The 15,621-nt window shown below is 30.3% G+C and carries 18 protein-coding genes; all 18 read left to right on the top strand.

The annotated features are described in order from the left end of the window. Positions 1-230: 230 nt before the first annotated feature. Entirely contained in the window at positions 231-815 is a 585-nt protein-coding gene (locus KQI30_RS01530) for a thymidine kinase (RefSeq protein ID WP_216461387.1), read from the top strand. 3 nt (positions 816-818) lie between these two features. Beyond that, a complete protein-coding gene (locus KQI30_RS01525; protein WP_216461386.1) occupies positions 819-1,814 on the top strand; it encodes a DUF1385 domain-containing protein in 996 nt (331 codons plus the stop codon). After that, on the top strand, positions 1,804-2,637 hold the full coding sequence (prmC, locus tag KQI30_RS01520; RefSeq protein ID WP_216461385.1) for a peptide chain release factor N(5)-glutamine methyltransferase: 834 nt from the start codon (positions 1,804-1,806) through the stop codon (positions 2,635-2,637). Before KQI30_RS01525 ends, prmC begins: the two co-directional genes overlap by 11 nt. 65 nt (positions 2,638-2,702) lie before the next feature. Continuing rightward, the gene (gene prfA / locus KQI30_RS01515) at positions 2,703-3,791 is read left to right on the top strand and encodes a peptide chain release factor 1 (protein WP_216461408.1); all 1,089 of its coding nucleotides are present in this window, start codon (positions 2,703-2,705) and stop codon (positions 3,789-3,791) included. 27 nt (positions 3,792-3,818) lie between these two features. Beyond that, positions 3,819-4,400: a hypothetical protein gene (locus KQI30_RS01510; RefSeq protein ID WP_216461384.1), complete on the top strand. Its 582-nt coding sequence runs from the start codon at positions 3,819-3,821 to the stop codon at positions 4,398-4,400. Between the two features lie 46 nt (positions 4,401-4,446). Then, the gene (locus tag KQI30_RS01505; protein ID WP_216461383.1) at positions 4,447-5,163 is read left to right on the top strand and encodes a ZIP family metal transporter; all 717 of its coding nucleotides are present in this window, start codon (positions 4,447-4,449) and stop codon (positions 5,161-5,163) included. Between the two features lie 13 nt (positions 5,164-5,176). Beyond that, a complete protein-coding gene (locus tag KQI30_RS01500) occupies positions 5,177-6,235 on the top strand; it encodes an L-threonylcarbamoyladenylate synthase (RefSeq protein WP_216461382.1) in 1,059 nt (352 codons plus the stop codon). A 16-nt stretch (positions 6,236-6,251) separates the two neighbouring features. Continuing rightward, entirely contained in the window at positions 6,252-6,701 is a 450-nt protein-coding gene (rpiB, locus tag KQI30_RS01495) for a ribose 5-phosphate isomerase B (protein ID WP_216461381.1), read from the top strand. Positions 6,702-6,712: 11 nt separating this feature from the next. Further along, positions 6,713-7,342 carry a uracil phosphoribosyltransferase gene (gene upp / locus KQI30_RS01490; RefSeq protein WP_216461380.1) on the top strand — a complete coding sequence of 210 codons (630 nt, stop codon included), beginning with the start codon at positions 6,713-6,715 and terminating at the stop codon, positions 7,340-7,342. Positions 7,343-7,540: 198 nt separating this feature from the next. Further along, positions 7,541-8,566: an MraY family glycosyltransferase gene (locus KQI30_RS01485; protein ID WP_216461379.1), complete on the top strand. Its 1,026-nt coding sequence runs from the start codon at positions 7,541-7,543 to the stop codon at positions 8,564-8,566. Positions 8,567-8,580: 14 nt separating this feature from the next. Continuing rightward, positions 8,581-9,735 carry a non-hydrolyzing UDP-N-acetylglucosamine 2-epimerase gene (wecB, locus tag KQI30_RS01480; protein ID WP_216461378.1) on the top strand — a complete coding sequence of 385 codons (1,155 nt, stop codon included), beginning with the start codon at positions 8,581-8,583 and terminating at the stop codon, positions 9,733-9,735. A gap of 101 nt (positions 9,736-9,836) precedes the next feature. Further along, a complete protein-coding gene (locus KQI30_RS01475) occupies positions 9,837-11,018 on the top strand; it encodes an acetyl-CoA C-acetyltransferase (RefSeq protein ID WP_216461377.1) in 1,182 nt (393 codons plus the stop codon). A 669-nt stretch (positions 11,019-11,687) separates the two neighbouring features. Continuing rightward, on the top strand, positions 11,688-12,032 hold the full coding sequence (locus KQI30_RS01470) for an ATP synthase subunit I (RefSeq protein WP_216461376.1): 345 nt from the start codon (positions 11,688-11,690) through the stop codon (positions 12,030-12,032). A 4-nt stretch (positions 12,033-12,036) separates the two neighbouring features. Then, entirely contained in the window at positions 12,037-12,753 is a 717-nt protein-coding gene (locus KQI30_RS01465) for a F0F1 ATP synthase subunit A (RefSeq protein ID WP_216461375.1), read from the top strand. Positions 12,754-12,776: 23 nt separating this feature from the next. Further along, positions 12,777-13,016 (top strand): ATP synthase F0 subunit C, encoded by a 240-nt coding sequence (atpE, locus tag KQI30_RS01460; RefSeq protein WP_216461374.1) that lies wholly within the window; start codon positions 12,777-12,779, stop codon positions 13,014-13,016. A gap of 40 nt (positions 13,017-13,056) precedes the next feature. Next, positions 13,057-13,536 carry a F0F1 ATP synthase subunit B gene (locus tag KQI30_RS01455; protein WP_216461373.1) on the top strand — a complete coding sequence of 160 codons (480 nt, stop codon included), beginning with the start codon at positions 13,057-13,059 and terminating at the stop codon, positions 13,534-13,536. Between the two features lie 2 nt (positions 13,537-13,538). Continuing rightward, on the top strand, positions 13,539-14,078 hold the full coding sequence (locus KQI30_RS01450; RefSeq protein ID WP_216461372.1) for a F0F1 ATP synthase subunit delta: 540 nt from the start codon (positions 13,539-13,541) through the stop codon (positions 14,076-14,078). A gap of 10 nt (positions 14,079-14,088) precedes the next feature. Next, positions 14,089-15,594 (top strand): F0F1 ATP synthase subunit alpha, encoded by a 1,506-nt coding sequence (gene atpA, locus KQI30_RS01445; protein WP_216461371.1) that lies wholly within the window; start codon positions 14,089-14,091, stop codon positions 15,592-15,594. The last annotated feature ends 27 nt before the right edge of the window (positions 15,595-15,621 follow it).

The following is a 15,621-nucleotide window of genomic DNA, read 5'->3' as shown; positions in this document are numbered from 1 at the left end:
TAAAGTCAAAAAGGACTTAAACTTAATTAAGGTAAATCTTTGATTTAAAAGTCAAAAAATCATTTATTATCATTATAAAAAATTAATGGCTTTATGTAAAGATGTTTAATGAAAATATTTATTGGCAAATATTTTTATATAGTTATAATACTTTAATAACTAAGTATTATTTGATAGAATATACCCAGGTAAACTAAAGATGAGAGTTTAAATTTTGGAGGTGTAATAGGATGTACAGACCTAAAGATCATGGGTGCATTGAGGTAGTATGTGGACCTATGTATAGTGGAAAGTCAGAGGAACTTATAAGAAGAATTAGAAGAGCGGAGATAGCAAAACAAAAAGTTCAGGTATTTAAACCAACTATTGATGATAGATATGATAAACAAAATATAGTTTCTCATAGAGGGGATAAAATTCAAGGAATACCTATAAGTAGAAGTGAAGAAATTTTAAATTATCTTGATGATGATACAGAAGTTATAGGTATAGATGAAGTGCAATTTTTTGATGATGGAATTATAAAAGTTGTAAATAAATTAGCTGATGAGAACAAGAGAGTCATTGTAGCTGGGTTAGATACAGATTTTAGAGGTGAACCATTTAATGTGATGCCACAACTTATGGCTATAGCTGAATTTGTTGATAAAATTACTGCTATATGTATGAAATGTGGTAATCCAGCAACTAAAACGCAAAGACTAATTGACGGAAAACCAGCAGATTATAACGATCCTATTGTGTTAATAGGGGCAAAGGAGTCTTATGAGGCTAGATGTAGGAATTGTCATGAGGTTCCTAATAAAAGGAGGTAGCTTATGGGAAAAAAGAATGTTGGGGGTCAAGCTGTAATAGAAGGTGTTTATATGCGCGGAGAAAGTGGATGTGGCACTGCTGTAAGGCTAGAATCAGGGAAAATAAAAGCTAGTTTTGATAATAAAGTACCTTTAAATAAAAGGAATGGACTTTGGTCTAAGCCTTTTATAAGGGGAGTAGTGGGACTGATAGATTCAATGGTAGAAGGAATATCAAAACTAAATTATTCAGCTTCCTTTTTTGAAGAAGTAGAATCAGAAAGTAAATTTGAAAAATGGCTAGAAGATAAATTTGGAGAGAAATTAAATAGTATTATCTCAGTAGTTACAATAATTTTTTCAGTTCTTATATCTATGGGATTATTTATGTTTATTCCAACAGCATTAGCAAATGTATTTAAAAGAGTAGGAGTAGAGTCTACAATTGCATTAAACCTTATTGAGGGTGTAATAAGAATAGGTATATTTTTTATATACATAATACTTATTTCAAAATTAGACGATATAAAAAGATTATTTCAGTATCATGGTGCAGAACACAAAACAATTTTTGCATATGAAAAAGGATTAGAACTTACTCCTGCTAATGCCAAAAAACAAAGCAGATTTCATCCTCGTTGTGGTACTAACTTTATGTTTTTAGTAATGATAGTTTCTATATTATTATTTTCTTTTACTGGGTGGGGTAATGCTTTTGAAAGATTATTCTGGAGAATAGTTTTATTGCCAGTGGTAGCAGGTACAACTTATGAAATAATAAGATGGCTTGGAAATAGTGATAGTAAGTTAGCGAATATACTAGCTTATCCAGGATTACAATTTCAAAGATTAACTACAAGAGAACCTGATGAAAAGATGTTGGAAGTAGCAATTGTGGCTTTAAAATTAGCAGAAGGTATAATAACTGTTAGTGATGTTGAAAATATGTATAAAGAGAGTAATGAAGAAGTATTTCCAATAGAGATGAAAGAAGCCGTAGGAGGAAAAAATGAAAATTAGAGAAGCACTAAATAAGGGAAGTAATATCTTAAAAGAGTCGGATATTGAATATTTTAAAGAAGATGCCCTTGAGCTTCTTTCTGTTATATTAAATACAGATAAGATTAACATAATTTTAAATGGGGAAGAATCATTAGATGATGATAAAGAACAACAATACTTCAATTTTATTAAGAGAAGAAGTGAAAAAGAACCATTAAAATATATAACAGGATATGCTGATTTCTTTGGGCTTGTATTAAAGGTAAAGAATGGCGTATTAATACCTAGAGTAGATACCGAAACATTAGTGGAAGAAGTTATTGCAATAAAGAAAGAAAAAAAGAATATTTTAGATATGTGTTGTGGTAGTGGAGCTATAGGAATAGCATTAGCTAAGAATATAGAAGGTTCAGAAGTAATTTTAGCTGACATTTCTGAAGTTGCAGAGGAAGTAACTAAGGAAAATATCGTTAGATTAGATATATACAATGCAAAATTTATTCATAGCAACTTATTTGAAAATATAGGATCAAATAAATTTGATGTTATAGTTAGTAATCCTCCATATATTAGAACTGATGTAATAGATACATTGATGGAAGATGTAAAAGATTATGAACCTCATTTAGCATTAGATGGTGGAACTGATGGACTATATTTTTATAATAAAATAACTAAGGAAGCTAGCAAATATCTTTCTGAAGGTGGTTATTTATGTTATGAAATAGGTTATGATCAAGGTGATGATCTTAGGATATTAATGGAAGAACAAGGGTTTAAAGATGTAAGGATTGTTAAGGATTTGGCTGGCAATGATAGAGTTGCTATAGGTCACCTTTAGTTGAGCAAAGTAAAATAATGTGATATAATTGTAAATCGAGAAATTTTAAGTGCGGAGTTGATAAAATAATGTTAGATAGACTTAACTTTATTGAAAATAAATATGATGAATTATCAGTAAAAATATCAGATCCATCAGTTATGGCGGATCAAAAAGAATGGCAAAAACTTTGTAAGGAGCATGCTGAACTAGAAGTTATAGTTACTAAGTATAAAGAATATAAAAAAGCATGTGATGATTTAGAATACAATAAAGAAATGTTACAAGATTCTTCTACAGATGCTGAAATGAAAGAAATGATAGAAGAAGAAATAAAAGAATTAAATACAATAAAAGATGAAAGTGCAAAAGAACTTAGAATTTTATTATTACCAAAAGATCCTAATGATTCTAAGAACGTTTATGTAGAAATAAGAGCTGGTGCAGGTGGAGATGAAGCAGCATTATTTGCAGCTAACTTAACTAGAATGTACGTAAAATATGCAGAAAAGCATCGTTGGACTGTAGAAACTATGTCTATAAATGCTACAGACATTGGTGGATTTAAAGAAATAGTATTTATGATAAAAGGTCATGGTGCATATTCAATGCTTAAATATGAATCAGGAGTTCATAGAGTTCAAAGAGTTCCAGATACAGAATCAAGCGGAAGAATCCATACATCAACAGCTACAGTTGCAGTTTTACCAGAAGTAGATGATGTAGAAATAGAAATAAATCCAAATGACTTAAGAATTGATGTATTTAGAGCATCAGGTAATGGTGGACAATGCGTAAATACAACAGATTCAGCAGTAAGAATTACTCATATACCTACTGGACTTGTAGTTTCATGCCAAGATGAAAAATCACAGCTTAAGAACAAAGAAAAGGCTATGAAGGTATTAAAAGCTAGAATGTTCGAAATGGAAGAAGCAAAAAGAAATGCAGCAATAGCAGAGGATAGAAAGAGCCAAGTAGGTACTGGAGATAGAAGTGAAAGAATAAGAACATATAACTATCCACAAGGAAGAGTTACAGATCATAGAATAGGATTAACTCTTTATAAGTTAGAAAGTTTCCTAAATGGAGAAATTCAAGAAGTTATAGATGCATTAATAACAGAAGATCAAGCTAAAAAGATGGAAGCTATGGGGAACACAGGAGAAATATAATAATTAAGTTACTTGAGGAGAGGTTAGATGGATATAAATAAAGCTATTAGAAAGCAAAATAGATCATTTAAGATATTTATGCTAACTATTTGCTTTATTTTTTTTATGAATCCCATAATTTTATATTTATCTCAGATAAGAAATATTATACTACTAATAATACTAGGTATTATTGAAATTTTGATAGTAATTGTTGCTTCAGTAGCCATAAATAATCAACGATTAGATTATGATATAAAAAATGATTATATAATAATAAAGAGTGGATTTATTAAAAGAGAAAAAGCTATAGTTTTTTTTGAAAGCGTATGTGGTATTCATGTATATAAATCAAATGATGATATTAAAATAATTATTTTTACTACTAGAAAAATACCTTTGAAAAGTTGCAGAGTATTAGGTGAGGTAAAATTCAAAAAGAATAAAGATTTATATAATTTAGTAGAGAGAATGGTAAGAAAGAATAAAAATAAAATATATTTTTATACTATTAGAACTGGTGGATATAAAAAGTATTTATTACTAGATTATTTGTATAAAAATTGTATTTATTCTATATTGTCATCTTCGGCTATTGAGGAAATAAAACTATATAGATATGAGTATTAATCATAATAAATCCCTTTCAGCATAAATAATACTGGAGGGGATTATTATGGAAGAAAGAGTTATACATACAATATTATTGGCGGTGACGATATCTTTTTTAGGTATGATAATTGGAACAATAATAGGAGTAATGATGAAAAAAACTTCTAATAGGTTGCTATCAAATACATTATGTTTTGGTAGTGGATTCATGGTTATATTGGTATTTACTGATTTAATACCTGAAGCTTTAGAGTGGAATGTCATGGGTACATTAACAATATCATTAGTATCTATATTTATTCTTTTTTTATTAGATTATTATTTTTCAGGTAATACTAATAATCATAAGAAGGTCGCAATATTTATAGCTGCTGGGATAATGTTGCATAATTTTCCTGAAGGTTTAATTATGGGAATAGGATTTATGGCTAATGATGCTTTAGGAATTAAGATGGCAGTAATGATAGGGCTTCATGAAGTGCCAGAAGCAATGACGTTAACTGCTCCTATGATGGCTGCAAAGATGAAAAAAAGAAATATTATATTAAGTTCTTTAGCTACATTTATTCCATCAGTAGTGGGAATTTTTATAGGTGTAATTTTTTCATCTATATCTAAAGAATTTATGGGAAGTGCTCTAGCATTAGCATCTGGTGTTATGGCATATGTAGTATTTTTAGAAATGTTACCGGAGGCTTCTAAGTTATATAAAGGAAAAGATTCATATATTTATTTGATTTTAGGAGCTGTGTTAGCTTCTATAGTTGTAATTTTATTATAAAGTGGTGTTTAATATGGATACAAAAGTTATTATTTTAGATGAAAACAATATTGATGAGAAGTTAATTAAATCCGCAGGAGATGCTATTAAAGATGGAAAACTTGTAGCATTTCCTACAGAAACGGTATACGGATTAGGTGCAAATGCATTAGATGAGGAAGCTGTTAAAAATATCTACATAGCAAAAGGGCGACCTTCAGATAATCCACTAATAGTTCACATCTCTAAAGTAGAAGATGTAAACTTAGTTGCTAGAGAAGTACCAACAGTAGCAAAAAAAATAATGGATAAATATTGGCCAGGTCCAATTACGATAATCTTACCTAAACGAGAAGAGATACCCTATGCAACTTCCGGTGGGTTAGATTCAGTGGGAGTTAGATTACCATCTGAAGAAATTGCAAGAAAGTTAATAGATGCCGCTACAGTACCTGTAGCAGCACCTTCTGCTAATTTATCTGGTAAACCTAGTCCAACTAATGTGGAGAGGGTTATAGAAGACTTAGAAGGAAGAGTAGACTACATAATTGGTGGAAAATCATCTGTTATTGGTTTAGAATCAACGGTTATAGATTGTACAGTATATCCACCATGCATATTAAGACCAGGTGCCATAACATTAGAAGAATTAAAAAATATCGATAAGGATATCTATATGGATAAAGGCATAGAGTCTAATGGTAGCAATAGTGGAATTAAACCTAAAGCACCAGGAATGAAGTACAGACATTATGCTCCAAAGGCACCAGTAAAGATTGTCTCAGGAAATGAAGATAAAGTTATAAAAGAAATATCTTCAATTTTAGAAAAAGAAGAGAAATTAGGTAAGAAGGTTGGTATTATTGCTACTGATGAGACAATAAGTAAATATAATGCTGCTATAATTATTTCTCTTGGAAGTAGAAATAATTTATATGAAATAGGACAAAATATTTTTGAATCATTAAGAAAACTTGATGATTTAGAAGTAGATATGATCATATGTGAAGGTATAGAAGAAAAAGGTTATGGTGTTGCGATAATGAATAGGTTAAAAAAAGCAGCAACTTTTGATATAATAGAAGTATATTAAATAAGGTGGTGTCAATATGAAGGTAGCATTAGGTTGCGATCACGGTGGATATCATTTGAAAAATGATATAATAAAATATTTAGAAAGTAAGAATATTGAAGTTGAAGATTTCGGTACATATAGTACAGAATCTTGTGATTATCCTGATTATGCATTAAAGGTTGCAGAAGAGGTTGCAAATAAGAATTTTGATTTTGGAATTCTAGTTTGTGGCACAGGAATAGGAATATCAATAGCAGCCAATAAAGTACCAGGAATAAGAGCAGCATTATGTTCAGATACATTCTCAGCTCATGCTACAAGAGAGCACAATGATGCTAATATATTAGCATTAGGAGCTAGAGTAGTAGGGCCAGGTTTAGCATTAGACATAGTAGATACGTTCTTAAATGCTAAATTTGAAGGAGATAGACATATCAATAGAATTAATAAAATTTCACAAATAGAAAAAAAGTATAATGCTTAGAGGAGGATAATATGAGCAAAGTAACAGAAATCAATCACCCATTAGTACAACATAAATTAGCATTAATTAGAGATAAAAATACAGGATCTAAAGATTTTAGAGAATTAGTAGAAGAAGTTGCAACTCTTATGGCTTATGAAGTTACAAGAGATGTACAGTTAGAAACTGTAGAAATAGAAACTCCTATATGCAAAACTAAATGTAAGATGTTAGCTGGTAAGAAAATAGCTATAGTTCCTATTTTAAGAGCAGGTCTTGGAATGGTAGATGGTATGTTAAAATTAATACCAGCTGCAAAAGTAGGACACGTAGGATTATATAGAGATGAAGTTACTCTAAAGCCAGTAGAATATTTTTGTAAATTACCAAGTGATATAAATGAAAGAGATATTATTATAGTTGATCCAATGCTTGCTACTGGTGGTTCTGCAATAGGAGCTATTGATGTTCTTAAGAAAAGAGGAGCTAAGTATATAAGATTAATGTGTCTAATTGCTTCACCAGAAGGTGTAAGAGCAGTACAAGATGCTCATCCAGATGTTGATATATACTTAGGTTCTTTAGATGAAAAATTAAATGAACATGGATATATTGTACCAGGACTTGGAGATGCTGGAGATAGATTATTCGGAACTAAATAATCATAAAGTAAAGAGGGCTGTCGCAATAACGATTAAATTTCGTAAGTGTCGGCCCTTTTGATGTATAATGAAAAGTAATTATAAACTTACTTTTAGTCTACAAAGGAAATGAAAGCATAATATTTATTGTGCAACAGTTCCTTTGTAATATAAATACATTTACGATAGTATAATCTTAATTAGAACGAGGAATGAATTATGACGAGTATATTTTTAATTACAATTGCTGCGTTTATTTCATGTATTACAGTTCCATTTGTTAAGGTATTAGCCAAAAAGATTGGAGCTATAGATGAACCAACTGGTGGAAGAAGGATACATAAAAAGCCTATGCCGAGGCTTGGAGGATTAAGCATATATATAAGTTTTATAATAACCATGACTTTTTTTACAGAGTCTATTGGAAGAGAAGAAATTTGTATTATGATAGGTGCAACAGTAATTGTAATCGGGGGAATAATAGATGATATAAAAGAATTGTCGCCAAAGTGGAAGTTTATGTTTCAAATTATAGCGTCGATAATTTTAATAGTAGGGAATATAAAGATATCTATTGTATCAAATCCTTTCAATAGTAATTTTGCATATTTTAATATAAGCTATTTATCTATACCATTAACTATATTTTGGGTGGTAGGTATAACTAATGCTTTCAACTTTAGTGATGGTTTAGATGGATTATGTGCAGGAATGGGCTTTATATCTTCATTTACTGTGTTTTTAATCGCATTAAGTAATGGTAGAGGAGAAGCAGCTGCATTAATTATTGTATTAGCTGGTGGAATATTAGGATTTTTACCGTACAACTTTAATCCTGCTTCTATATTTTTAGGCGATACAGGTGCTCAACTTATAGGATTTCTAATAGCTAGTATTTCAATGGTGGGAACATTAAAATATGCAACAGTATTTACTATAGCTGTACCGATACTAGCTATAGGTATACCAATTTTAGATACAGCTTTTGCAATGATACGAAGAAAGATAAATGGAAGATCTATGTTTTCAGCAGATAAAGGACATTTGCATCATAGACTTCTTAAACTTGGATTATCACAAAGAAAAGCAGTATCAATCATGTATTTAATAAATGGAGGATTATCAATAATTGCAGTAATAGCTATGGAGTTAAAAACTAATATAGCTTATATATTATTTGCAATAACGATATCAATAATTATTATAATTGGATGGAAATTATCCTTCTTTAGAATGAAGGAGTAGAATGGGAGGAAATAATGGAAAAGATAAAGGTTATGACATTGTTTGGAACAAGACCAGAAGCAGTAAAAATGGCGCCCTTAGTTAAAGAGTTAGAAAAATGTGAGTCTATAGAATCTATTGTATGTGTAACAGCACAACATAGAGAAATGTTAGATCAAGTTTTGGAGTTGTTTAAGATTTCTCCAAATTATGATTTGAACATTATGAAAGAAAAACAAACATTAACAGGGATAACAACAAGGGTATTAGAAGGAATTGAAGATGTACTGGAGAAAGAGAAACCAGATATTGTTTTAGTCCATGGGGATACTACAACAACATTTGCCGGGGGATTAGCAGCTTTTTATAAACAAATAAAGGTTGGTCATGTAGAAGCGGGACTTAGAACCTTTGATAAGTATTTTCCATTTCCAGAAGAAATGAATAGAAAACTTACAGGTGCTTTAGCTGATATGCATTTCTCACCAACAACAGCTGCGAAGAGCAACTTATTAAGAGAAGGTGTAAATGAATCAAGTATATTTATAACAGGAAATACTGTTATAGATGCTATGGAGCATACTGTAGAGGAAGATTATGTTTTTGAAAATCATAGATTAAATGAAATTGATTTTAAAAATAAGAAAATAATAATGGTTACAGCTCATAGAAGAGAAAATTGGGGAGAAGGCATAAAAAATATTTGTGAGTCATTGAAAGATATAGTTGAGAAAAATAAGGATGTAGAATTAGTATATTTAGTTCATTTAAATCCAATAGTAAAAGATATGGTGGAGGAATACTTAGGTGATGTAGAACGAGTACACTTATTACCACCATTAGATACTAAAGAAACACATAACTTAATGAATAGATCATATATGGTTATGACAGATTCTGGTGGACTTCAAGAAGAGGCTCCACATCTTGGTAAACCTGTATTAGTACTTAGAGATGTTACTGAAAGACCAGAAGCAGTAGAAGCAGGTACTGTAAAGTTAGTAGGTACTAATAAAGAGGTTATAATAAATGAAGCTAATAAATTAATAAGAGATAAAAATGAATATGAGAAGATGAGTAGAGCGATAAATCCATATGGTGATGGAAATGCATCAAAAAGAATTGTAGATAATATATTATATTATTTCAATTTAAAAGAAAATAGAGCTGAAGATTATAAATATGAATAGTAACATTGTATAATTTTTAACAAATTCCTTGATAATACCAGTGAATGAAGATATAATTAATATGGAAACATTTTACGGTGAATTGTTAGGGAGGTATTAAAATGAGGGATGTCGTTATATGTAGTGCTGTAAGAACTGCAATAGGTAGTTTCGGAGGTACTTTAAAAAGCGTGCCAGCTGTTGATCTTGGAGCAGCTGTAATTAAAGAAGCTTTAAGTAGAGCAAATATTAGTGGTGAAGTTATAGATGAAGTTATAATGGGTAATGTTATTACTGCAGGACTTGGTCAAAACCCAGCAAGACAAGCGGCTGTTAAGGCTGGATTACCAATAGAAGTACCAGCAATGACTATCAATAAGGTTTGCGGTTCTGGACTTAGAGCAGTATCTTTAGCATATCAAATGATTCAATCAGGTGAAGCTGATGCAGTAGTTGCTGGAGGTATGGAAAATATGTCTGCAGCACCATATGTAGTACCAAATGCTAGATGGGGTGCAAGAATGGGCGATGTAACTATGAAAGATGCAATGATTAATGATGCATTATGGGATGCTTTTAATCAATATCATATGGGAGTTACAGCAGAAAACATTGCAGAACAATGGGGTCTTACAAGAGAGATGCAAGATGAGTTTGCTTTAAATTCTCAATTAAAAGCAGAAAAAGCAATAAAAGAAGGTAAATTTGAAGAGGAAATAGTACCAATCTCTGTTCCTCAAAGAAAAGGAGATCCAATAGTATTTAAACAAGATGAATTTCCTAGATTCGGTACAACAATTGAAAAGTTAGCAAAATTAAAACCATCATTTAAAAAGGATGGAACAGTTACTGCTGGTAATGCTTCAGGTATTAATGATGGAGCAGCTGCATTAGTAGTTATGAGTGCAGAAAAAGCAGAAGCTTTAGGAATTAAACCATTAGTAAAGATAACTGCATGGGGATCTAAAGGTGTAGATCCTAAGATAATGGGATATGGACCATTTGCAGCAACAAAAGTTGCCCTTGAAAGAGCAGGATTAACTATAAGTGATATGGATCTTATTGAAGCTAATGAAGCTTTTGCAGCTCAAAGTTTAGCAGTTGCTAAAGATTTAGATTTTAATATGGACATAGTTAATGTAAATGGTGGAGCTATTGCACTTGGTCATCCAGTAGGAGCATCAGGAGCAAGAATTCTAGTAACACTTCTTCATGAAATGAAGAAGAGAGATTCAAAGAGAGGATTAGCAACTCTTTGTATCGGTGGCGGAATGGGTACAGCAGTAATAGTAGAAAGAATATAAAACATATTTAGATGTAAATACAAAGGAGGTATTGCATTGACAAATGAAAGTTTGTTAGAGCGTATCTCCTTTTTTATTCATAATTTTAAATCAAAGTGATATATATGTTTAAATAATAGATTTAGTAGAACAATATAAAGAGGAATAACTAAATCTCTATGAAAGTGAAAGATATTCGTAGTTAATAAGGTCAGTATTTGATTAAATTTATGGCATATTACAAATATAAAATGTGAAGAAATATAAAAAAATTTGAATTAATAAACCAGTAAAATTGCAAAAAATAAAACTGACTAGTCAGTATTATGAGTTTGCAAATTATTAACAATATATTTTATGTTTATCAAAAGGGAAGAAATCAGTAAATGTAACGTTTACTCAAATAGAAATATACACATATTTACAATAAAAAAAGTAAATAAAAACTTATATTAAGGTTAAAAATATAATAAATAAAATTCAGAAAATTCACTGAAATCTATCAAATGAATAATAATGAATTTGAAGGAAGGAAATAGGAGAATATAGAAGAATAGTCATTAATTAATGAAATATGAAGCCATAAATTGAAAAAATATAAGAATTTAAGGATATAAGATGAAAAATCAAGTTTTATTCTTAAATTTATCGGTACTATAATTAGTTACATAAGTTGCGAGGAGAAAAAGTATGTTAAAAAAAACACTAACAATTAATACAATTTTATTAGTCATCATATATTTTGTAACGACTTTTTTTATTCCGAGTGATTATCAGTCCTATACACTATCCGGAGTTTTAGGAATTTTAATTTCTAGTATTAATTTTACTATAAATTATCTTATTTCTTATAAATCAACTAATAACTTTAGAATAGTATTTGGATTTATTGTAAGACTAATAATGACAGGTACAGTAGGAATCATATTGATTTTAAAAAATCCATATGAATGCATACCATTCCTAATAGGGTATACTATTGCAATGGTGCCTTTGTTTTTAGTTAAACAATCAGAACTTAGTAAAGGAGAGTGAGGCTGTGGAAGAAGCAAAAGTCTTGTATACTTTTGATTTTCTGGGTTTGAAACTCAAGCTCACAGATCAATGTCTACATTCAGTAATAGTACAGTGGGCTATTATGGCATTTTTAATAATTGTAGCTGTTATTGTAACAAGAAATCTTAAAAGTAAACCAGATAAAAAGCAAACAGTTATTGAAATGCTCGTTACTTGGATAAGAGATTTAGTTGATAAAAATATGGGTAAAGAATATAGAAAGTTCGTTCCATTAATTGGTACAATAGGAGTTTATCTGTTATTATTAAACATGATTGGTGTCTTTGCTATAAAGCCTCCAACTTCAAGTTTAAGTACTACATTGGGATTAGCTATTATAAGTTTTGCCGTAGTAAATGGATATGCTATTAAAAGCAATGGACTAGGTCAATATATCAAAGGATTTGCCCATCCGATGGCATTAATGTTACCCCTTAACATAATGGAAAGAGTAGTTTATTTGTTTACATTAACTCTTAGACTATTTGGTAACATATTAGTAGGGACATTAGTTATAGAACTTATTTATTCAGCATTAGGAGGTCTTGGAACTTCACTATTGGGTTACTTTGGTTATGTATTTGACATAGGAACACCAATACCATTACATTTTTATTTTGATTTGTTTGATGGAGCAATTCAAACATTCATATTTATGATGTTAACAATGGTAAATATCAAAACTGTCAATGAAGAATAATTTATTTGTAGGAGGAATTTAAAATGAATGATTTTTTTGTAAAAGGTATGATAGCAATAGCAGCAGGAATAGCAACACTAGGAGTTGCAGGAGCAGGTATCGGTATAGGTATGATTGGTAGTAAGGCATGTGAATCTATAGCAAGACAACCAGAAGCATCAGGAGAAATAAGAAGTTCAATGATACTTTCAATAGCGTTCTCAGAAGCAACAGCTATTTATGCATTATTTATAGCTATTATATTAGTATTCATGAAATTATAATTTGAAGATTTATTAAATAGCTCTGAAAGGAGGCTAGTTTATGAATATAGATCCATTAGAGATTATTGCTGCAATAGTAAACTTTATTATTCTATACTTTATCTTAAAGAAATTTTTCTTTGATAAAGTGACAAAAGTAATTGATGATAGATGTAATGAAGTCAACAGCACCATAGAAAGAGCTAAAGAACAGGAAGCTCAAGGAAAGAAATTTCAAGAGGAAAATAGAGCTCTTTTAGCAGAGAGTAAGCAAAAAGGTAAAGAAATAGTTGAGAAATATAAAGTTAAAGCTGAAGGCGTTTCAAAAGATATAATTGACAATGCACATAAAGAGGCTTTAGAAATAGTTCAAAGAGCTAGAAAAGATAGCGAAAGAGAAAAAGCAAAACTTAAAGATGAGATGAAAAATGAAGCAGTTGAATTATCTGTATTAATGTCATCTAAGGCTCTAGAAAAGACTATAAATGAAGAAGAGCATAGAAAACTTATTTCTGATTTTATAATTAAGGTAGGAGATTAATTATGTACGAATATTTAGATAGGAGATATGCAAAAGCACTTTATGAATTAGCTGAAAAAAATAATAAAGTTGAAGAGTATATTCAAGATTTAAAAGAAATAGTAAGCATAATTAATTCAAATGAAGAGTTAAAAAAGATTATAATTCATCCAGAAATAAGTATTGCAAGAAAGAAAGAAGTATTTTCCAACTTATTTAAAGAACATATAGACCCAGAGCTACTATCATTTTTAATGCTTTTAATTAGTAAGGATAGAATAGTAGAGTTAGAGAAGAAAGTAATCGAGATGGAGAAAATCCATCTGGAAAGACAAAATAAAGTACTAGCAGAAGTTAAGACAGTTATTCCTCTAACTGAAGAAGAAAGAACTGCATTAATTAAGAAGTTAGAAAAAAAATGTGATAAAACTGTAATTTTAAAAGAAGTTATAGATCCATCTATAATAGGCGGGGTTTATGTAAGAATAGGAAACGATGTTATTGATGGAACAATTAAAAGCAAACTAGACGAAATGAGAGAGCTAATATTAAAAGAAGAATAGAGGTGAGGTCATGAATATTAAGCCTGAAGAAATTACAACTATAATAAAAAAAGAAATTGAAAAATATTCTAAGAAAATAGAAACAGTAGATTCAGGTACTATTATTCAAATAGGTGATGGTATTGCAAGAGTTTATGGCTTAGACGATTGTATGGAAGGTGAGCTTCTAGAATTTCCAAATGGAGTATATGGAATGGCTCTAAACCTTGAACAAGACAATGTCGGATGTGTTCTTCTAGGAGATGAAGAAGGAATCAAAGAAGGGGATATCGTAAAATCAACTGGAAAGGTTGTTGAAGTTCCCGTTGGAGAAGAACTTATAGGAAGAGTTGTAAATCCACTAGGACAACCGATTGATGGAAAAGGACCAATAAAGCCAGCAGCGTATAAACCAGCAGAAAGAAAAGCTTATGGTGTTATAGATAGAAAATCTGTAAATGAACCATTACAAACAGGAATTAAGGCTATAGATTCTATGATTCCAATAGGAAAAGGTCAAAGAGAGCTTATAATTGGTGATAGACAAACTGGTAAAACAGCAATAGCTTTAGACACTATTATAAACCAAAAAGGTAAAGATGTTATTTGTGTATATGTTGCTATAGGACAAAAACAATCTACTGTAGCTAGTATAGTTAACACATTAACAAAAGAAGGTGCAATGGATTATTCAATAATAGTTTCTTCTACTGCATCTGAAAGTGCACCAATGCAATATTTATCTCCATTCTCTGGTGTAACTATGGCTGAATATTTCATGGAACAAGGAAAAGATGTATTAATAATATATGATGATTTATCTAAGCACGCAGTTGCTTATAGAACAATGTCATTATTACTTAGAAGACCACCAGGAAGAGAAGCTTATCCAGGAGATGTATTCTATCTTCATTCAAGACTTCTTGAAAGATCAGCAAAACTTAGTGATGAGCTAGGTGGAGGTTCTATTACTGCATTACCAATAATAGAAACTCTAGCAGGAGATATATCTGCGTATATACCAACTAACGTAATATCAATTACAGATGGTCAAATATTCTTAGAGACAGAATTATTTAATGCAGGACAAAAGCCAGCAGTTAATGCCGGTATATCTGTATCAAGAGTTGGTGGATCTGCACAAACTAAAGCTATGAAAGACATAACAGGTACATTAAGATTAGAGCTTGCTCAATATAGAGAATTAGCAGCCTTTGCTCAATTTGGTTCAGACTTAGATAAAGAATCTAAAAATAGATTAGCAAAAGGTGCTAGATTAATGGAAGTATTAAAGCAAGATCAATATGAACCATTAGATGTTGAAAAACAAGTTGTTGCTTTCTACACAGCAGTTGCTAGCTTATTAAATGATATAGAAGTAAAAGATGTAAGAAAGTTCGAAAAAGGATTATTAGAATCAATAGAGACTCATCATAAGGAAATATATGAAAAGTTAAAGAGCGGTAAGCTAACTGATGAGATAAAGAAAGATATTGAAAATGCTGTAAATGAGTACAAAAAGGAATTTTTAGCATAAATCTTACTAAAAGAGAAGTGTGCTAAA

Source organism: Clostridium bornimense, assembly GCF_018917145.1.
Taxonomy (GTDB): domain Bacteria; phylum Bacillota; class Clostridia; order Clostridiales; family Clostridiaceae; genus Clostridium_AN; species Clostridium_AN bornimense_A.
Note: the sequence above shows the minus strand (reverse complement) of the source record. Positions and strands in the feature narration are given on the sequence as shown.